The 18,176-nt window shown below is 63.8% G+C and carries 18 protein-coding genes and 2 tRNA genes; 16 read left to right on the forward strand and 4 right to left on the reverse strand.

The features are described from left to right. Positions 1–17: 17 nt before the first annotated feature. Positions 18–93: transfer RNA gene (locus H6A15_RS07125), tRNA-Val, on the reverse strand. Positions 94–341: 248 nt separating this feature from the next. Here H6A15_RS07125 and H6A15_RS07130 point away from each other — a divergent pair. The 15 genes from H6A15_RS07130 to H6A15_RS07200 all read left to right on the forward strand — a co-directional run bounded on the left by H6A15_RS07130 (position 342) and on the right by H6A15_RS07200 (position 12,600). After that, the gene (locus tag H6A15_RS07130) at positions 342–824 is read left to right on the forward strand and encodes an S-ribosylhomocysteine lyase (protein WP_204673063.1); all 483 of its coding nucleotides are present in this window, start codon (positions 342–344) and stop codon (positions 822–824) included. Between the two features lie 128 nt (positions 825–952). Then, entirely contained in the window at positions 953–1,858 is a 906-nt protein-coding gene (locus H6A15_RS07135; RefSeq protein ID WP_204673064.1) for an HAD family hydrolase, read from the forward strand. Between the two features lie 15 nt (positions 1,859–1,873). Further along, positions 1,874–2,845 carry a glutamate racemase gene (murI, locus tag H6A15_RS07140; protein WP_204673065.1) on the forward strand — a complete coding sequence of 324 codons (972 nt, stop codon included), beginning with the start codon at positions 1,874–1,876 and terminating at the stop codon, positions 2,843–2,845. 50 nt (positions 2,846–2,895) lie between these two features. Next, positions 2,896–3,630 (forward strand): ribonuclease PH, encoded by a 735-nt coding sequence (rph, locus tag H6A15_RS07145; protein ID WP_428840700.1) that lies wholly within the window; start codon positions 2,896–2,898, stop codon positions 3,628–3,630. A gap of 93 nt (positions 3,631–3,723) precedes the next feature. Next, positions 3,724–4,401 (forward strand): RdgB/HAM1 family non-canonical purine NTP pyrophosphatase, encoded by a 678-nt coding sequence (gene rdgB / locus H6A15_RS07150; protein ID WP_204673067.1) that lies wholly within the window; start codon positions 3,724–3,726, stop codon positions 4,399–4,401. A 6-nt stretch (positions 4,402–4,407) separates the two neighbouring features. Next, complete coding sequence (gene dtd, locus H6A15_RS07155; RefSeq protein WP_204673068.1) at positions 4,408–4,854, forward strand: D-aminoacyl-tRNA deacylase; 447 nt, start codon at positions 4,408–4,410, stop codon at positions 4,852–4,854. Between the two features lie 244 nt (positions 4,855–5,098). Next, positions 5,099–5,395: a Veg family protein gene (locus H6A15_RS07160; protein WP_204673069.1), complete on the forward strand. Its 297-nt coding sequence runs from the start codon at positions 5,099–5,101 to the stop codon at positions 5,393–5,395. A gap of 1 nt (position 5,396) precedes the next feature. Continuing rightward, complete coding sequence (gene ispE, locus H6A15_RS07165; RefSeq protein WP_204673070.1) at positions 5,397–6,290, forward strand: 4-(cytidine 5'-diphospho)-2-C-methyl-D-erythritol kinase; 894 nt, start codon at positions 5,397–5,399, stop codon at positions 6,288–6,290. A gap of 37 nt (positions 6,291–6,327) precedes the next feature. Continuing rightward, positions 6,328–6,404: transfer RNA gene (locus tag H6A15_RS07170), tRNA-Pro, on the forward strand. A 238-nt stretch (positions 6,405–6,642) separates the two neighbouring features. Beyond that, the gene (locus H6A15_RS07175) at positions 6,643–7,311 is read left to right on the forward strand and encodes a pentapeptide repeat-containing protein (RefSeq protein ID WP_204673071.1); all 669 of its coding nucleotides are present in this window, start codon (positions 6,643–6,645) and stop codon (positions 7,309–7,311) included. A gap of 315 nt (positions 7,312–7,626) precedes the next feature. Beyond that, a complete protein-coding gene (tatA, locus tag H6A15_RS07180; RefSeq protein WP_204673072.1) occupies positions 7,627–7,884 on the forward strand; it encodes a twin-arginine translocase TatA/TatE family subunit in 258 nt (85 codons plus the stop codon). Between the two features lie 107 nt (positions 7,885–7,991). Beyond that, positions 7,992–8,465 carry a GreA/GreB family elongation factor gene (locus tag H6A15_RS07185; protein ID WP_087409965.1) on the forward strand — a complete coding sequence of 158 codons (474 nt, stop codon included), beginning with the start codon at positions 7,992–7,994 and terminating at the stop codon, positions 8,463–8,465. Positions 8,466–8,581: 116 nt separating this feature from the next. Next, entirely contained in the window at positions 8,582–10,594 is a 2,013-nt protein-coding gene (lysS, locus tag H6A15_RS07190; RefSeq protein WP_204673073.1) for a lysine--tRNA ligase, read from the forward strand. Between the two features lie 157 nt (positions 10,595–10,751). After that, the gene (locus H6A15_RS07195) at positions 10,752–11,219 is read left to right on the forward strand and encodes a GNAT family N-acetyltransferase (RefSeq protein ID WP_204673074.1); all 468 of its coding nucleotides are present in this window, start codon (positions 10,752–10,754) and stop codon (positions 11,217–11,219) included. Between the two features lie 103 nt (positions 11,220–11,322). Then, positions 11,323–12,600, forward strand: coding sequence for an MFS transporter (locus H6A15_RS07200; protein ID WP_204673075.1), 1,278 nt, complete (start codon positions 11,323–11,325; stop codon positions 12,598–12,600). Here the strand turns inward: H6A15_RS07200 and H6A15_RS07205 are convergent. Then, positions 12,565–13,563 carry a DMT family transporter gene (locus tag H6A15_RS07205; protein WP_204673076.1) on the reverse strand — a complete coding sequence of 333 codons (999 nt, stop codon included), beginning with the start codon at positions 13,561–13,563 and terminating at the stop codon, positions 12,565–12,567. The genes H6A15_RS07200 and H6A15_RS07205 overlap by 36 nt on opposite strands. 296 nt (positions 13,564–13,859) lie before the next feature. On the opposite strand from H6A15_RS07205, the gene H6A15_RS07210 reads away from it, so the two are divergent. Next, positions 13,860–14,384: a DUF2798 domain-containing protein gene (locus H6A15_RS07210; RefSeq protein WP_204673077.1), complete on the forward strand. Its 525-nt coding sequence runs from the start codon at positions 13,860–13,862 to the stop codon at positions 14,382–14,384. A gap of 170 nt (positions 14,385–14,554) precedes the next feature. On the opposite strand, the gene accC is transcribed toward H6A15_RS07210, so the two are convergent. Both accC and accB read right to left on the reverse strand, forming a co-directional pair. Next, on the reverse strand, positions 14,555–15,910 hold the full coding sequence (accC, locus tag H6A15_RS07215; protein ID WP_204673078.1) for an acetyl-CoA carboxylase biotin carboxylase subunit: 1,356 nt from the start codon (positions 15,908–15,910) through the stop codon (positions 14,555–14,557). Between the two features lie 18 nt (positions 15,911–15,928). After that, positions 15,929–17,824: an acetyl-CoA carboxylase biotin carboxyl carrier protein gene (gene accB, locus H6A15_RS07220; RefSeq protein ID WP_204673079.1), complete on the reverse strand. Its 1,896-nt coding sequence runs from the start codon at positions 17,822–17,824 to the stop codon at positions 15,929–15,931. Between the last annotated feature and the right edge of the window lie 352 nt (positions 17,825–18,176).

An 18,176-nucleotide genomic window follows, 5' to 3' on the forward strand; every position in this document is an offset into this window, starting at 1 on the left:
GAGGCCTTCGGTGTCGGTGGTGGGCGATGAGGGATTCGAACCCCCAGCCTTGTGCGTGTAAAGCACCTGCGCTAACCGTTGCGCCAATCGCCCGTGACAGAACAGTATAGCGGAAAACATGATGTTGGGAAGACGGGCCGTCGTCTGCATGGTTTTTCTGGGCTTCGCCGTATACTCGGAGCATGATGCGTGCGCGCGGCACGCTCAAAGGGAGGTGCTGCCCGCTCACGCGCGCGGGGCAGCTCCACGAGGAACTGCGTGGCCGCCGATATCCGCTCGGCGCTGCCCGCTCACGCGCGCGGGGCAGCCCGGAATATGACAAGAGGTAGAAGGGGTTACCTATGGAAAAGATTGCTAGCTTTACCGTCAACCACCTGGTGCTCAAGCCGGGCGTGTACGTCTCGCGAGTGGACGCGGACCCTATCACCGGCGTGCAGGTGACCACCTTCGACCTGCGCCTCACCGAGCCCAACCATGAGCCGGTCATGAACACGGCGGAGTGCCACACCATCGAGCATCTGGGCGCCACCTTCTTGCGGAACCATCCGGCGTGGTCCTCCCGCGTGGTCTATTTTGGCCCCATGGGCTGCCGCACGGGGTTTTACCTGGTCGTATTCGGCAAGGTGACGTCCGAGGAAATCTTGCCGCTCGTGCGCGAGCTCTTTGAGTTCGTGCGTGACTTCGAGGGCGAGATCCCCGGCGCCCGGCCTGAAGAGTGCGGCAACTATCTCGACCAGAACCTGCCGATGGCGCGCTGGCTTGCAAGGCGTTATCTGGAGCGCGACCTTACATGCGCCGACGAGGGCCGCCTGCACTATCAATAGTCCCGTGTCCCCTGTCGACCGAGTCGAGGCTGCCCGGCGCTGCGTCCGGCTGCGTTTGTTCTGCGAGCGCTCTCGCCAGCGGCTACAATGGGATGCGTTTCAAGGCCTCTTCATAAGGAGCTGCTCTCATGCCCCACACCGTTTTGCCATCCGTTCCCACCGGCGAGCTGCGTGACCGCCTTCGCCGGGTGCGCTATGTGTTCACCGACCTTGACGGCACCATGCTGGCGCCTGGCTCGTGTGCGCTGGCAGATGCCAAGGGCAACCCGAGCATTGAGTTCGTGAGCACCCTGCTTGCGCTCAAGCAGGCGGGCATCGAGGTCATTCCCTGCTCTGGCCGCAACCGCTCGATGCTGCATGAGGACATTCGCTTGCTGGGCCTCAACTCCTTTATCGGCGAGATGGGCGGCTTGCTCATGATCGATAACAGCGAGAGCCGCTGGGAGTACTACACCGCCGACATGCCCTATAACCCCGCCTGGGGCTATTCTCCGCATGAGTGCATCGAGGCCACGGGCATTCTCGACGAGTTCTCGACCCGTTGGCCCGGGCTGCTCGAGTATCACAACGACATGTCGACGGGCTACAAGCATCGCGAGGTCACGGTCGGCCTGCGCGGCGAGGTTCCCGACGAGGAGGCCCGCGCCATCATCGAGGCCTCCGGCGCCGAGCTCGACTGGGGCGATAACGGATTCTTGAACTACATCTCCGCGCCCACCACCCTCAAGCTTCCCGAGGGCGTGAAAGGCCGTGCGTTCAACATCATGCCGCGCGGACTCAACAAGGGGCGCGGCATCGAGCGCTTCTGCCACCTCCGGGGCATCGACCTCTCGGAGACGCTCGCCATTGGCGACGCTACGTCAGACTTCCTCATGGCCGACTACTGCGACACGTTCTTCTTGGTGGAAAACGGCCTCAAGAATCCCACCGCCGAGGCGTTCCTCGCCAGCCATGACAACGCGTTTGTCACGCAGGGCCGCATCGTGGACGGTTGGGTGAGCAGCATGCGCTGCGTGTTGGCGGCCCAGCAGTAAGGCGGGGCGAGTCGCATGCAGCACCAGCCCACGTCTCAAGAGCGTATCGAGCAGGGCAGCCTGGTCACGGCCGAGCCTACGGTCACCGACCCGCTGGCGGCGGAGCGGTCGGGCAACAGCCGTCCCATCGGCGTCTTCGATTCGGGCCTGGGCGGCCTGACCGTCGCCCGCGCCATGGCGCGCGCGCTTCCGCATGAGTCCATCTATTACCTTGGCGATACAAAGCGCTGCCCCTATGGTCCGCGCAGCGAGGACGAGGTCCGCTCGTTTGTCATGCAGGCGGGCAGATGGCTTGAGGCCCATGACGTGAAGATCATGGTCATCGCCTGCAACACCGCCACGGCTGCGGGCCTGCACCTGGCCCAGCAGCTGCTGCGCGTCCCCGTGATCGGGGTGATCGCGCCGGGCGCGCGCGCCGCCATCAACACCACGCGCACGCGCAAGGTCGGCGTGCTTGCAACCGAGCTGACCGTCCGCTCCGGCGCCTATCGGCGCGCCATTCATAGCTTGGATGCGGGCGTAGACGTGTACGGGTGTCCGGCGCCGAGCTTCGTCGAGATCGTCGAACGCGAGCTGGCTACGGGCGCGCATCTGCAGGAGCGGTGGCTCGAGGACGGCGACATCTTCGATACGCCCGAGAACCGCGCCGAGGTGCGTCGCACGCTTTCTCCGCTTGCCGACCGCGATGTGGACACGGTGGTGCTGGGGTGCACGCATTTCCCGCTGCTCGCAGGGCCTATCGAGGCCGCGTTGGGACCGGGGGTGCGCGTGGTCTCGTCCGCGGAGGAGACCACCCGAGAGCTCACGGACATCCTTGAGCGGCGCGAGCAGCTCGCGTCGGAAAGCGTTACTCCGCGCCATCGCTTCGCCACCACCTCGGACAACATCGCCGAGTTCGCCGCTGCGGGGAGCTTCATCTTTGGCCAGCCGCTCCGCAGCGTCGAGTATGTTGGTCCCGAAGAGCTCGACGCCCTGTATCATCGCTAAGACGCCGCCCTTCTGCCGCGGCGGGACAATTTAGGAAAGGTTGAATGCCCATGGTCCTCACTGACCCCGCGCGCTCGTACGGGCGCGCCGCCAACGAGATGCGCCCTGTGAAGCTGACGCGCGATGTCATGAAGCACGCGCTGGGCTCCTGCTTGGTGGAGTTCGGCGACACGAAGGTGCTCTGCGCCGCCACGATCGAGGAGGGCGTGCCGGGCTGGCGCAAGGCGAGCCGTGCGGGATGGGTGACCGCCGAGTATGCCATGCTGCCGGCATCCACCAATCGCCGCACCAAACGCGAGACCGGCCAGCGCAAGGGTCGCTCCATGGAGATCGAGCGCCTTATCGGCCGCAGCCTGCGGACGGTCACCAACCTGCGGTCGCTGGGCGAGTTCACCGTCACGGTGGACTGCGACGTGCTGCAGGCCGACGGAGGCACCCGTACGGCAAGCATCACCGGCGCCTGGGTGGCGCTGCACGACGCGCTTATGGCGTGGGTCGAGGCGGGCAAGATCGCCCGTCTGCCCCTCACCGATCAGGTGGCGGCGGTTTCCATGGGCGTGGTCGACGGCGAGAACCTGCTCGACCTGGACTACTCCGAGGACTCCAACGCAGAGGTCGACATGAACCTCGTTGCCACCGGGTCCGGCGAGATCATCGAGATTCAGGGCACCGGGGAGCGCACCCCATTTGATCGCGCGCGTCTCAACACGCTGCTCGACTTGGGCGACGAGGGCATCCAGCACCTGTTGAAGCTGCAAGACGAGGTCACGGCTTTCAGGGACTGACGATAATCACGAGTGCCGGGCCGCCTTCGCGCAGGCGCGGACCGGCGTGTTGGCTCGGCGGGCATGGCCCGTGGCAAGAGAGGACGGCGCACCATGGCGCTTGATCATATAGACATCGCAGAGCTTGACCCGGCGCATACCGTGGTCGTTGCCACCGGTAACGCCCACAAGCTGATCGAGATCGAAGAGATCTTGGGGCGCGCGCTGCCGGGAACGCGTTTTGTCGCCCTGGGGCAGCTGGGTGATTTTGAAGATCCCGAAGAGACGGGGTCCACGTTCGCCGAGAACGCCATCATCAAGGCGGAGGCGGCTGTGGCGGAGACGGGCCTTGTTTCAGTTGCAGACGATTCCGGTCTGGTCGTCGATGCGCTCGACGGCGAGCCCGGCGTGTATTCTGCGCGCTACGCCGGCGTGCACGGAGACGATGCCGCCAACAATGCGAAGCTGCTTGCCAATATGCGCGATGTCCCCGATGCCGAGCGGACGGCGCGCTTTATGAGCGTGGTCGCACTGATCGAGCCTTCGGGCGTGGTCCGACTGGGCAAGGGCGTCTGCGAGGGAGTGGTGGGCCACGAGGGCAGGGGCGACCACGGCTTTGGCTACGACCCTCTGTTTCTGCCCGACGACACGCCGGGCAAGACCATGGCCGAGCTCCTTCCCGAGGAGAAAAACGCCATCAGTCACCGCTTCCATGCGCTGCAGGACCTTTGCGCCCAGCTTGCCTCCGAAGGTGCCTTGGTTGGGGACGACGAGGCTGCCGAGGAGGCGTAAGGCGTCATGAGGGCTGTCATCCAGCGCGTGCTGCGCTCAAGCGTCGTCATCGACGGCGAGACGGTGGGCTCGATCGGCCAGGGCTACCTCATTCTGCTCGGGGTGGGTCACAACGACGGTCACGCTGAGGCCGAAAAGCTGTGGCATAAGATCTTCGCCCTGCGCATCATGGAGGACGAGAACGGAAAGACCAACCGCTCGATCGATGACGTGGGCGGCGAGGTGCTCGTGGTGTCGCAGTTCACGCTCTTTGCCGACTGCCGCCGTGGCCGCCGCCCCTCCTTCACTGCGGCGGGAGCCCCCGATCTTGCCAATGAGCTCTACGAATACTTCGTCTCGCTCGCACGCGCGGATGTGTCGCATGTCGCCACGGGCTCGTTCGGCGCCGATATGAAGGTCGAGCTGGTAAACGACGGCCCCTTCACCATCGTGCTCGATACCGACGACCTCTAGGCTCGCCGCGCCGCCGCCTGCGTTTTGCGGGTTCGCGTGGCCGGTTGCCGCCCGGTCGTGCTCGACGGGCTTTCGGCCACGCGCCCCCGGGGGCGGTCTGCGTCGCGCCCCCGGTCCGCCACACCCTCAACACATGACGTCAAAAATCAAGCCCACCCTTGCCGAGGCTGCTATACTCTTGTCCGTTTGACTTTAAGTTGGGGATATTCTGCCCTGATTGCAGAGCATGCAGGAGGCATCGTCCATGGAAGAGTTGGCAGTCAACCACGTCGAGGAGATTCACGAGCATCTGAGCCAGATGGTCGGGCAGCGGGTGAAGGTGAAGGCCAACATGGGCCGCACGCGCGTCATTGAGCGCATGGGCACCATCAAGACGGTTCATCCTGTGGTTTTTATCGTCGAGGTGAACGAGCGCCGCGGCCGCACGTCGCGCCAGTCCTACCAATACGTCGACGTGCTCACTGGTTCGGTCGAGCTTTTCGACCCCGAGTCGGGCGAGCATATCTTCACGCCGCTGGGCAACCAGTCCGAGGAGCACTAACATGCCTGCGCGGTTTATGCTTGTCACCGCTCCGGCAAAGATCAATCTGTACCTGGGCGTACATTCTCAAAAAGATGAGCGCGGCTATCATCGCGTCGATTCGGTCATGACGTCGATCGACCTGGCAGATACGCTCGCGATCGCCCCTGCCGAAGAGCTTTCGGTGCACACCGTGCCCGAGGCCGATTTCCCCATGGAGCACAATACGGCCTACCGGGCGGCGGTCGCCATGGGCGAGGCGTTCGGCCGCGATCCGAACTTCACCATCCTGATCGATAAGCACATCCCGGTTCGTTCGGGCCTGGGCGGTCCGTCGACCGATGCCGCAGCGGTGATCATGGCGTTGTGCCGGGAATGGGGGCTCGATCCCACCGACCCCAAGATCGATGAGGTCGCACGCTCTATCGGGGCCGACGTCCCGTTCTTCCTGTACGGCCCTCCGGCGTACCTTGCTGGGGCCGGCGACGAGATGCGCGAGCTCTTCCGTCCGCTCACCGGAACTCCGGTTGCGCTTGTCAAGCCGTTGGCGAGTGGCGTGACCGCCCGCGATGCCTACGTGCGCTTCGACGAGGACCCTGTCGACGTGCCCGAGCTCGAGCCGATGCTCGAGGCGCTTCGCCAGCATGACGAGACCGCGATCTTCGACGGCGTCGCGAACAACCTCGCGCCTGCCGCCTGCGCGATCGAGCCCGAGATCGCCGAGATTCTGGATTGGATTCGCGAGCAGCCCGACGTGCGCGCCGCCGACGTTACCGGATCGGGCGCCTGCGTGTTCGCGGTGTGCAACACCCAGATGGCTGCAGATGCCATCGTGCTCGATGCGATCAAGGAGCACGGCTGGTGGGGCCAGTCGGCAAAAATGGAAAACTCGGGACCATATATCGCCGCGGGCTAGCATCCGGGTTCCCCTTGTGCTAAGATAGCCTCCGCTTCGGGTTGTGGCTCAGTTTGGTAGAGCACCGCGTTCGGGACGCGGGGGTCGCTGGTTCAAATCCAGTCAACCCGACCATCGCATGCAGACAGGCCAGAGTGGTTTTCCGCTCTGGCCTGTTTTGGTATGGAGGCACTTGAGGTTGGCGCGATATCGTATGGCGTCAGGGGATGGCGAGGTTTCCATTGCGCGGCACGCATCTGGCGGCAGTATGCTTTGTGTGCGAATCAGCGCGGCTGCCGGACAGCATGGCGGGCCGAATCCCTGGCGATTCATACCGTCAACACCGGGTTGGGTACAAAGGCAGGTGTTCGACATGACAGGCGCAAGGCGCGGCTACGCGAAGGTGAACGAGCGTATAGGCAGGCATGTGACGCGCGACGAGCTGCGCGAGCTGCTTGACGAGCCCGATGGCGAGGTGACGATGACCTCGTTCGACGGCGAGACCTTCTCAGACGCCGATGTCTCGGGGGCTACGTTCTCGAGCGTCGTGTTTCATGCCTGCACGTTTGAGCGGGCCGATTTGTCGGCGTGCACATTTACCGACGTGGTGTTTAGGGGCTGCAGATTCATATCGAGCTCGATGGAGCGCTGCTGGCTCAACCGCGTTGATTTCCATTCGTGTTCGGCGCCCGGGCTGGGGCTCGCCAAGGGCAGGCTCACCGGCGTGCTGTTTGAAGACTGCCAGCTGCGGTATGCAGACTTTTCCGAGACGACGGTGCGCGGCATGACGGCATATAAGACCAGCTTGAGAGAAAGTGCCTGGAGGGCTACAAAGCTGGGCAAGATCTCGTTGGAGCAGTGCGACCTCTCGCGTGCGGACGTCTTTCAGACCGCGCTTGCCGGCGTGGACCTTTCGAGCTGCGACATCGGGGGTCTTGTGGTCTCCAACTCATTTCGCGAGCTGCGCGGCTCGATCATTGCCCCCGAGCAGGCGGTCGACCTCATCGGTCTGCTGGGGGTTCGCATAAAGCAGGAGGAGTGACCGTGCCGGATGCTTCTAGGTTTGTCCCGCATGTAAAAGCGTGTCACAACTGACATGAAGGGCCTAAAACCGGTGCCCTCATGTCAGTTGTGACACGCTTTGAGGCTTGAGGCGTCGCGCCGCCGAAGGGGAGGCCTCGAGAAACGCCATGGACCGCGGCATGGCATAGGGGGCGCGCATCGCGACTTCGCCATATTTCCACACGGCTTTACACGCACATTACCTGCTCACGTGTAAAATGTGGCGGAGTTGTCCGTGCCACCCGCGCGCGGTATACTCGTTCGAGCACGTTTTGGCGTACATCTGGGAGGAAATATGTTCCCTAAGGGTTTTGAGTGGATTGTCATCCTGATCGTGGTTCTGGTCATTTTCGGGCCTAAGAACCTTCCAAAGCTCGGCAAGTCCCTCGGTTCCACCGTCAAGAACCTCCGCGAGGGCATGCAGGGCGATGACACCAGCGACCAGCCCGAGGAGAGCGAGGAGGATAAGGAAATCCGCGAGCTCGAGGAGAAGCTGGCCGAGGCCAAGAAGAAGAAGGAAGCCGATTCCGACGAGGGCCCCATCTCCGAGTAGGAACGCATAACGTCGGGTAAGCGGCGGCCGGTTGCCTCTTGGTCTGCCGGTCGCTTTTTTCTCCCGTGGGATTTAGACGCACATCGCTACAGCAAGGAGTTTTCTGCATGGATGCAAGCGAGATCGTACTGACAGCCGAAGGCCGCCAGAAGCTGGTCGACGAGCTTGAGTGGCGTGAGGGCGACCTCACGAAGGAGATTGTCGAGCGCATTCGCACCGCTCGCGACTTCGGCGACCTCTCGGAGAACTCCGAGTACGACGATGCGAAGGAAGAGCAGGCTAAAAACGCCGCCCGCATCGCAGAGATCCAGTCTATTCTCGCCAACGCCAAGGAGGCCGAGTCCCTCGACCACAACCTGATCGTGTCCATCGGCTGCACCGTTGGCCTGGTCGACGGCGACGGCGTTGCGACCGAGGTCACCCTGGTGGGCACCACCGAGACCAACTCGCTTGAGCACAAGATCTCCAACGAGTCTCCCGTGGGTCGCGCCATCATCGGTCGCGCCGAGGGCGATACCGTCGAGGTCGTGACTCCGTCCGGCAAGTCGCGCATCTACACCATCACGAAGATCACGCGCTAGGCCGCGGCCCGGTGCGAACAGCCTGTACGCTCCCCGGGACCGCAAGGCCCCTGGGGAGCTTTTTTGTTGAAGGCGCCCATTGATGAAAGGGCGCGAAGTCGCTGCAAGGAGCTAGCATGGCACAGAACCAGACCACCCCGTCCGAGGCCGCACAGGCCCCGGATACCCTGAACGACGAGCGCGCGCATCGACTCGCCAAGCGCGAGGCGCTCTACGCCGCCGGCCGCAATCCCTATCCGGAGCACTCTGACGTTCACGATCACGTTGCCGATATCGAGGCCTCGTACGCCGAGCTTGAGGCGGGAGTGGATACCGAGGACGTGGTTCGCATCGGCGGCCGCGTCATGGCGAAGCGCGGCCAGGGCAAGATCGCGTTCGTGGTCGTCCGTGACGCGACCGGCGACATCCAGCTCTTCTGCCGCATCAACGATATGTCCGAAGAGGACTGGGCGCTCATCCAGGAACTCGACCTGGGCGACATCGTGGGGGTCGAGGGCGTCGTGGTCCGTACCCGCCGCGGCCAGCTCTCCGTTGCACCCAAGCACATGAGTCTGCTTTCCAAGGCCGTACGCCCGCTTCCCGAGAAGTTCCACGGCCTCTCCGACAAGGAGACCCGCTATCGTCAGCGCTATGTCGACCTCATCGTGAACGAGGACGTTCGCTCGACCTTCTCCAAGCGCTCGGCAATCATCTCCGCCTTCCGCCGCTACATGGAGGACAACGGCTACATGGAGGTGGAGACCCCCATCCTGCAAACCATCCAGGGCGGCGCCACGGCAAAGCCCTTTATCACGCACTTCAACGCGCTCAACCAGGAGTGCTATCTGCGCATCGCCACCGAGCTCCATTTGAAGCGCCTGCTTGTGGGCGGGTTTGAGCGCGTCTTCGAGATCGGTCGCATCTTCCGCAACGAGGGCATGGACCTCACGCACAACCCCGAGTTCACCACGATGGAGGCCTATCGCTCCTTCTCCGATCTCGAGGGCATGAAGCAGCTCGCAGAGGGCGTCATCAAGGCTGCTGCAGCGGCGATCGGCGCGGGTGAGAAGATTACCTACCAGGGCACCGAGATCGATCTCTCCGGCACCTGGCCCAGCCGCCCCATGACCGAGGTCGTGTCCTCCGCGCTGGGCGTCGAGGTCACGCTCGACACGCCGGTGGAGGAGCTGCGCGCCCACGCCGCGAAGGCGGGCATCGAGGTGAAGCCCGAGTGGACCGCCGGCAAGCTCATCGCAGAGCTCTACGACGAGATCGGCGAGTCCACGCTGGTGAACCCCACGTTCGTGGTCGATTACCCCATCGAGGTGAGCCCGCTCGCGAAGCGGTTCGAGGACGACCCGCGCCTCACGCATCGCTTCGAGCTCGTGATCGCCGGCCACGAGTATGCCAACGCCTTCTCCGAGCTTAACGACCCGGTCGACCAGGCCGAGCGCTTCGCCAAGCAGATGGAGGAGAAGGCCGGCGGCGACGACGAGGCCATGGAGTACGACGAGGACTACGTGCGCGCGCTCGAGTACGGCATGCCGCCCGCGGGTGGCATCGGTATCGGCATCGACCGCGTGGTCATGCTGCTCACCGATTCGGCGAGCATCCGCGACGTGCTGCTGTTCCCGCACATGAAGCCCGAGGGCAAGGGCGCCTCTGGCGCCGCGGCAGCCCGAGCCAGGCAGGAGGCCGAGGTCGCCGCCGCAGCCGAGGAGGACGCGACTGCCCAGGCAGCGGCCTCCATCGCCCCCAACAAGGTGCCTACGATCGACTACGACAAGGTGGCTGTGGAGCCGCTCTTCGAGGACTGCGTCGACTTCGAGACCTTCAGCAAGAGCGACTTCCGCGCCGTGAAGGTAAAGGCGTGCGCCGCGGTGCCCAAGAGCAAGAAGCTGCTCCAGTTTACACTCGACGACGGCACGGGCGAGGACCGCACCATCCTTTCGGGCATCAGCATGTACTATGAGCCCGAGGACCTGGTGGGCAAGACCTGCATCGCCATCGTGAACCTGCCGCCGCGCAAGATGATGGGCATTGACTCCTGCGGCATGCTCATCTCTGCCATTCATGAGGAGGAGGGCGAGGAGCGCCTGAACCTGCTCATGGTCGATGACGCGATTCCCGCCGGCGCCAAGCTCTACTAGTGGATGATTGGGGACGGGTCCAAATCATCCAGATTAGGATGATCAGGGACGGATCCAAATCATCCAAATCGTCCAGATGATCGGGGGCGGGTCCACGTTTCTCTTACGTTTGCGTTCGAGAAATGCGGACCCGTTCCCTTTTCCTTGTGGGGGGCAGATGGAGATTCGCAAGGTGGCGGGTGATCGGCGACGGTACCTGTCGCTGCTTCTTCTGGCGGACGAGCAGGCCGATATGGTCGAGCGCTATCTCGATCGCGGGGACATGTGGGTGCTCGTTGAGACTGCTGGGGCGGACAACGCCGACGAAGTCCTTGCCGAGTGCCTCGTGACCGATGGGGGCGCGGGCGTGCTCGAGATCAAGAACCTTGCTGTGGTGCCAGAGCATCAGGGGCGCGGTCTCGGCAGGGAGCTTATCGAGCATGTGGCACGCACCTATGCGGGGCGCTACCATGCACTTCTCGTGGGCACGGGCGACAGCCCGCTCACCGTGCCGTTCTACGAGCGCTGTGGCTTCACGCGCTCACACGTTGTTCCCGACTTTTTTACCAGACACTACGATCACCCCATCTTCGAGGGCGGCGTGCAGCTGAGGGACATGGTGTACCTCAAGCGTCCTCTCGCATAACAAGGTGTAAAGCGACAGGGCTTTGTGCCGCGCTCGCCTGCCGAGGCATTCGTTTCTGCCCGACCTATAATGAACGGGAAACAAAAGGGCGGAGGCGGTCGAGTTGGCGGGAAAAGACGAGGCGCGGCTTACGCCGGCGCAGCTGCATGTGGTGGTGACGCTTGGGTTTTGCGGGTTGGTCTCGGCGGCGGACAACTGGTTCGTGTCGCCGGCGCTGCCTTCGATCGCGCACACGCTCGCCGTCGCGCCCACCGCGGCGGCTGTGGTGCTCACCGCCTACCTTTTGCCTTACGGCGCGCTGCAGCCGGTGTGCGGCAGGCTAGGGGATGGCGTCGGCCGCTTGCGCCTGCTCCGCATCATCGTGCTCGGTCTTTGTGTGGGCACCTTTTTGTGCGCGGTGGTGCCGAGCCTCGAGTTTCTGGTTGCCGCCCGTATCGTCACGGGCTGTTTTGCGGCGGGAATCATTTCGGTCTCGCAGGCGTTTGTAGGAGACGTGGTGGGTCCGCGTTCTCGAGCGGGAGCGGTCGGCATCCTCATGGGGATCACCTTCACCGGACAGGGCCTTTCGGCAGGTCTTGGAGGCATTCTGACCGATCTGGTGGGCTGGCGTGCGGCGTTTGCGGCCTTCGGCGTGCTTGCGGCGGTCGCGTGGCTGGGCCTGTTTACCTTGCGCGAACCGGCGCATCGCGGAGACGAGGCCGCGTCGTCGGACGCGGCGACGTCTGGACCAGAAGGCGCCGCCGCTGCTGGTACGAAGGCAAATCCCGTTCTTGCGTTCTTTCGTGATGCCCTGCTCATATTCTTCGGCCCGCATCGTGCCGTCTTTTTGCTCGCCTGCAGCACTGGCCTGCTGTTTTTGGGTGTCTACGGTCTTATGGGGACGTTTCTCGCCGAGGTCTGCGGGCTTACCCCGACGCAGGCCGGCCTCGTCATGATGCTCTATGGCGTTTTCTGCCTGATTGGCGGATCGGTTTCTGGAAAGCTTGGAGTCGGTCGCGGCCTCGCCGGCGTCATCGCTATCGGAGAGGTCGCCGGTGTTGTGTCGGCAGCGGCGCTCATCCTCTCGACGATCACCGCCTCATGGGTGCCTTCGCTGGTAGCGGCGGCATGCTTGGGGCTGGGCTATATCTTGGTGCAGCCGACGCTCGTCACGCTCTCCATGGAGGCGGACCCCTCGCAGGCGGGCCTCTGCACAGGGCTTATAGGATTCGCGGTCTTTGCTTTTGGAGGCGTTGGCTCGGCGCTCGGGGGCGTGCTCCTCGGGGCGGGTGGCTACCTGTTGCTCTGGGGCGCGGCGGCGTGCGCGCTCTTGCTTCAGCGTATCGCGAGCCCGCGCGCCCTTGCGTCAGAGCCGGCGGCGCAGGGCGGCAAGAGGCGATAGCCGATCCTTTTGGTTGGGGAGGTTCACGACAACGATCCCTGCTGCCACCAACAGGAGGGCGAGCGCCGTTTGATACCAAGGCAGCGAGTTCGCCTCGCCCAGCAGCAGGCTCGACAGCACGACGCCAAAGATCGGCAGGCTAAACTCATAGATCACCACGCGCGACGTCGGGTTGTGCTTGAGCAGGAGCGACCAAAGGGAATACGCCACGCCGGAGACGCATGCAAGGTAGGCGAGCATACCGATCCCGCGCGGGTCGATTTGTCCAAACTGCCCGCCCAGAACGAGGCCGATGCAGGTCAGGACCGTGCCTCCCACCACAAACTGCCAGCCGCTGAGCGCCACCGGGTCGTCATCCTGCGCGAAGATGTGGATGAGCGCGGCGGAAACGGCGCTTGAGACCGATGCGATGAGAATGAAGCCCTCGCCGGTAAACGTCATGGCGCCGCCCAGGTCTCCGCCCGTGAGGTTGGCAAGGACCACGCCCGTAAACCCTACGGCACATCCGAACACCTTGCGGGTATCGAGCCGCTCTTGATGGAATACGAGCGCCGCGACGAGAATGGCGAAGAACGTGCTCGACCCATTGATGATCGAGCCGCGCACGCCGGGCGCGTTCGCCACGCCGATGTAAAAGAAGACATATTGCACGATGGTCTGTGCCAGGGCGAGCTTTGCGACCTTGTGCCAAGAGCTGCGCGGAACGCAGGGCAGGCGTCGACGCCCGATGCCTGTTGCCGCAAGGGCGATTGCGCCGGCGAGCATGAAGCGCATGCCGGCGAAAAGCATGACCGAGGGCACATCGGACGTATCGATGGCGAGAAATTCGTACCCGAGCTTGATGCATGGTATGGCGCTGCCCCATAACAGGCAGCTCACCAGGGCGAGCAGGCATACGCACCAGCCCTGGGAAAGCAGGGACGCCCGTGCGCCCTCGCTCGTCGTTCGTGAAGGCGGTGTCATATGATGCTGCCGTTTCATCCGTATCCTCGCTGACCGTGTGACGTATCTTTAAGCTCTTGTTCTCGCCGTCTCTTGGGTGAACCCATTGTGAGGCATCGACGGGAGCGGCGGCATCACAAACCTTTCACTTACATGAAGCCGAAAAACTTGCTAGGCTAGACCGCACAGCAGCACAACCTATCACATATCAAGGCTGGCGTTTCCGCGCGAATCGGAACGCCGGCCTTTTCGTGTTGGCTGCATTGTCCGCCCGCTGCAGGAGCAGCGGGACTACGTCGAGAAAGGTGTTCAACTACATGCCTACCAACAAGCGAGAAAGCCTCATCTTCACCGTCATCATGTGTTTTTGCATGGTGCTGGGTATGTCTGTCTACAACGTGCTGCGCGTGCACGGCTGGCAGCCGAGCCTCAGCGTCATCGTTGACGCCTGGGTGGGGTTTCCGCCTGCCTACATCGTTGCCATGCTGCTGGACGTGCTTGTTGCGAGCCGTTTTGCCAAATGGTTCGCCTTTCGGTTCTTGGTGACGCCCGGCAAGAGCTCGCAGCGGGCTATGACGCTTGCCATCAGCACCATGATGGTGTTTCCCATGGTGTTCTTCATGTCTCTTTATGGAGCGCTTGAGGCGACCACGCATACCGGCGCACTCGAGATGATCCCCCTCGTCTGGCTCTCAAACATTCCTTTCAACTTTGTGGCGGCCCTGCCCCTCAACCTCGTCGTTGCCGGTCCGGTCGCCCGTTGGCTATTCCGTCGAGCATTTCCCGTCGGCACCGTGCTCGAGGAGCCGGCTCCGGCGCAAGCTGCCTTGGATGTTCGATAGCGGAACCCCGAATTCATGTCGTCCGCCTTCCGCCCGCCCATCTTCGTGCCGCTGGCCTGTGGGCTGTCGCCTTGTGGCAAGGGGGAGGGTCTCCCAAGGAAAAGCCGCACGTCCGAAAGGGGACGTGCGGCTTTGAAGGCTGGAATCAGGCCCTGGGTGCTCGGCTCACCCTATGCGAGGAACTGCGGCATATGGGTGGGGATGAAATCGGTGTACACGATGCCTGCCGCATAGTCGGGCTCGCGCACGACGGCACGGTGGAACGGCAGGGTGGTCTTGATTCCTTCGATCTGGAATTCGTCGAGGGCGCGCTTGGCGCGGGCGAGCGCCGCCTCACGCGTGGGTCCCCACACGATGAGCTTCGCTACGAGCGAGTCGTATGTGGGCGGAATCTTGTAGCCCTCGTACACATGGGTGTCTACGCGGACGCCGGGGCCGCCGGGGAGGCGCAGCTTGGTGATGGTTCCCGGGCATGGACGGAAGTTGTGCTCGGGGTCTTCGGCATTGATGCGGAACTCAAAGGCGTGGCCGTCGGGCGTATCGATGCCGCCGTCGGGAATGGTCATAGGTTCGCCGGAGGCGATGCGCAGCTGCTCGCAGACCAGGTCGGTGCGGGTGATCTCCTCTGTCACGGGGTGCTCTACCTGGATACGGGTGTTCATCTCCATGAAGTAGTAGCTGCCGTCCTCGTCGAGCAGGAACTCGATGGTGCCGGCGTTGGTGTAGCCGGTGGCGCGAACCGCCCTGACCGCCGTCTCGCACATCTCGTGACGAAGCTCCGGGGTGAGCGCGGGGCTCGGCGCCTCCTCGCAGAGCTTCTGGTGGCGGCGCTGTACGGAGCAGTCGCGCTCGCATACGGCTGCCGCGTGGCCAAAGTTGTCAGCCATGACCTGCACCTCTACGTGGCGCGGGCGTGTGATGAGCTTCTCGAGGTATACCTCGTCGTTGCCAAAGGCCACGCGCGCCTCGGAGCGGGCGGCGCTGTATTCGTGCTCGAGGTCGGCGGGGTCGTGCACTTCGCGCATGCCCTTGCCGCCACCGCCGGCGCTTGCCTTGATGAGGACGGGGTAGCCGACCTCCTCGGCAAACTTTGCTGCCTCCTCGACGGTCTCGACGGCGCCGTCAGAGCCCGGTACGGTGGGCACGCCCGCGGCCTTCATGGTCTGCTTGGCGTTGGACTTCTCTCCCATGCGGTCGATGACGTCGGGGTCGGGGCCGATGAAGGTGAGGCCGTTCTCAAGGCACTTGCGGGCGAACTCGGCATTCTCGGACAGGAAGCCGTAGCCGGGATGCACGGCCTCGCAGCCACGCGAGACGGCGGCGCCCACCAGGCGCGCCATGTCCAGATAGCTCTGGGCGGAAGGGGCGGGCCCGATGCAGACGCGCTCGTCGGCCTCCTCCACGGCGGCAGTGTTGCGGTCGGCGGTGGAGTAGGCGATGCACGAGGTGACGCCCAGGTCCTTGCAGGCGCGCACGACGCGCAGGGCGATCTCGCCGCGGTTGGCGATGAGAATCTTCTTGAACACAGCTATCGCCTCGCTCCCTTACGCGACGGGCTCATAGTAGAAGATGGGCTGGCCGAACTCGACGGGCTCGGCGTCCTTGACGCAGATCTCGCGGATGATTCCGGGCTCCTCGGCGGGCAGCTCGTTCATGAGCTTCATGGCCTCGACGATGCAGAGCGTCTGGCCGGTCTCGACGGTGTCGCCCAGCTTCACGAAGGGCTCGGCGTCGGGCGCGGGCGCCTGATAGAAGGTGCCCACCATGGGGGACTCGACGGCCTTCCAGGTTGCGGGGCGCGCGCCGGCGGCGGGCTCGGCGGGAGCGGGCTCTGCTGCAGGGGCGGCAGCTGCGGGCGCGGCGGGCGCCGCGGGTGCGGGCGCGGCTGCAGGTGCCGGGGCGGCGACGGCGCCGGCGGCGGGCTTGCGGATAGCGACCTCGGTGGTGCCGTCCTTGATGGTGACCTCTGCGACTGAGCTGCCGTCAAGGGCCTCGATGAGTTCGCGAATCTGGTTGACGTTCATATCGGAATCCTCCTCGGTTTCCATCTGGTTGTCTTCTTCGGTCTCGGCGTTCATGTCCTCGGCGATGGGGTGGACCTGGCCGGCGGCACGGCGCTCAAGGTAGGAGCGGGCCTCGTTGGGGAACAGCGCGTAGGAGAGCACGTCCTCTTCGCTTTCGGCGAGGTCGCCGATCTCGGCGGCAGCCTCGTCGTAGGTCTGCAGGTGGGCCCCCTTGACCTCTTCCTGCATCTTCGCGACGTCGACGTTGCCCAGGACCTTCTCCTGGATGGCGGGGTCGATGGGAGCGGGCGTCTTGCCGTAGAAGCCCATGAGGTAGTCGCGCATCTCTTTGGAGACGATGCCCCAGCGCTTGCCGGTGAGCACATTCATCACGGCCTGGGTTCCCACGATCTGGCTCATAGGGGTCACGAGCGGCGGATAGCCGACCTCTTTGCGCACGCGTGGAATCTCGGCGACGACCTCGGGCAGGCGGTCGTGCATGTTCTGAAGGTCGAGCTGGCCCACCAGGTTCGACATCATGCCGCCGGGAATCTGATGCTTGTAGATGCGCATGTGGGTGAGCGTGGTGATGCCGCGCTGGTGCTTGCCGCGCTTGCGCACCACATCCCAGTAATCGGCGATCTCGAAGAGCAGGTCGAGGTCGAGCCCGGTGTCAAAGGGCGAGCCGGACAGCGACGAGACGGTCATCTCGACTGCGGGCTGCGAGTTGCCGAAGGCGAGCGGCGCGTGGGCGCAGTCCACGATCTCGGCGCCTTCCTCGGCTCCGCGCAGATAGTTGGTGCTCGCCATGCCGCCGATGAAGTGGCAATGCATGTGTACGGGCAGGCCGATTTCCGTGCGCAGGGCGCTCACAAGCTGGGCAGCACGATAGGGGACCAGAAGGCCTGCCATGTCCTTGATGCACAGCGAGTCAGCGCCCAGTTCGGCGAGCTGGCGAGCGTATCCGATGTAGCTGTCCAGCGTGTGGACCGGGCTGCGGGTATAGGAGATCGCCGGTTCAAAATGCGCGCCGACCTTTTTGATGGCCGCCGCGCAATCCCGGATGTTGTCTATGTCGTTCAAAGCATCGAAAACACGGAAGACGTCCACGCCGTTCGCGTGGGCGCGCTCGATGAAACGCTCGACCACGTCCGTCGAATAGTGCTTATAGCCCACAAGGTTTTGGCCGCGTACCAGCATGGCAAGCGGGGTGTTGGGGCAGCGTTCCTTGATGAGCCTCAGGCGCTCCCAGGGGTCTTCATCAAGAAAGCGCAGGCAGGTGTCAAACGTCGCACCTCCCCACGCTTCAATCGCCCAATAGCCTGCCTCGTCCATCTTGGGCAGAATGGGCAACATCTCTGCGGTTGTCATGCGTGTCGCCCAGAGCGACTGCTGACCGTCGCGGATGGTGGTGTCCATGATGCGAAGTCCAGCCATAGACCTGCCTCCTCTCATAACCGAATCCTCTCGTTCGTAAGGAGGGTCGGGGCTCCTATGGTCTGTGGGGTCTCGGCCCAGCCTTCTACCAACTATAGAAACATTGCAACCGTTGGATGCCCATTTATCGGTGAGCGCCCGATGCACTCCGCGACAGGCTGTTGCGGTAAGGCTGCGAAGAAATAAAACTCAACAGTATGTTGTATTTCGGTTGGTGGTATATATACGCGGGAAGAAGCCGCCGGCCTGCAGTCTCGGGGGAAGACGGGGCGCCTTCAGGCAACGTGGGCGCCTTGGTTTGCGCTCGGCCGGCGACTCGGGCGCATGCATGCGCGTCCGAGACCGAGCTAGA

This window comes from Enorma phocaeensis, from assembly GCF_016901575.1.
GTDB classification, from domain to species: domain Bacteria; phylum Actinomycetota; class Coriobacteriia; order Coriobacteriales; family Coriobacteriaceae; genus Limicola; species Limicola phocaeensis_A.

Excerpts from the sequence above, each read along its gene's own strand:
- rdgB (WP_204673067.1), top strand. The coding sequence starts at position 3,724 with ATGGCGCTTGATCATATAGACATCGCAGAGCTTGACCCGGCGCATACC.
- H6A15_RS07195 (WP_204673074.1), top strand. The coding sequence starts at position 10,752 with ATGGAGATTCGCAAGGTGGCGGGTGATCGGCGACGGTACCTGTCGCTG.
- H6A15_RS07210 (WP_204673077.1), top strand. The coding sequence starts at position 13,860 with ATGCCTACCAACAAGCGAGAAAGCCTCATCTTCACCGTCATCATGTGT.
- accB (WP_204673079.1), bottom strand. The coding sequence starts at position 17,824 with ATGGCTGGACTTCGCATCATGGACACCACCATCCGCGACGGTCAGCAG.
- lysS (WP_204673073.1), top strand. The coding sequence starts at position 8,582 with ATGGCACAGAACCAGACCACCCCGTCCGAGGCCGCACAGGCCCCGGAT.
- H6A15_RS07160 (WP_204673069.1), top strand. The coding sequence starts at position 5,099 with ATGGAAGAGTTGGCAGTCAACCACGTCGAGGAGATTCACGAGCATCTG.
- H6A15_RS07135 (WP_204673064.1), top strand. The coding sequence starts at position 953 with ATGCCCCACACCGTTTTGCCATCCGTTCCCACCGGCGAGCTGCGTGAC.
- ispE (WP_204673070.1), top strand. The coding sequence starts at position 5,397 with ATGCCTGCGCGGTTTATGCTTGTCACCGCTCCGGCAAAGATCAATCTG.
- H6A15_RS07185 (WP_087409965.1), top strand. The coding sequence starts at position 7,992 with ATGGATGCAAGCGAGATCGTACTGACAGCCGAAGGCCGCCAGAAGCTG.
- H6A15_RS07175 (WP_204673071.1), top strand. The coding sequence starts at position 6,643 with ATGACAGGCGCAAGGCGCGGCTACGCGAAGGTGAACGAGCGTATAGGC.
- dtd (WP_204673068.1), top strand. The coding sequence starts at position 4,408 with ATGAGGGCTGTCATCCAGCGCGTGCTGCGCTCAAGCGTCGTCATCGAC.
- tatA (WP_204673072.1), top strand. The coding sequence starts at position 7,627 with ATGTTCCCTAAGGGTTTTGAGTGGATTGTCATCCTGATCGTGGTTCTG.
- H6A15_RS07205 (WP_204673076.1), bottom strand. The coding sequence starts at position 13,563 with ATGACACCGCCTTCACGAACGACGAGCGAGGGCGCACGGGCGTCCCTG.
- H6A15_RS07130 (WP_204673063.1), top strand. The coding sequence starts at position 342 with ATGGAAAAGATTGCTAGCTTTACCGTCAACCACCTGGTGCTCAAGCCG.
- murI (WP_204673065.1), top strand. The coding sequence starts at position 1,874 with ATGCAGCACCAGCCCACGTCTCAAGAGCGTATCGAGCAGGGCAGCCTG.
- rph (WP_428840700.1), top strand. The coding sequence starts at position 2,896 with ATGGTCCTCACTGACCCCGCGCGCTCGTACGGGCGCGCCGCCAACGAG.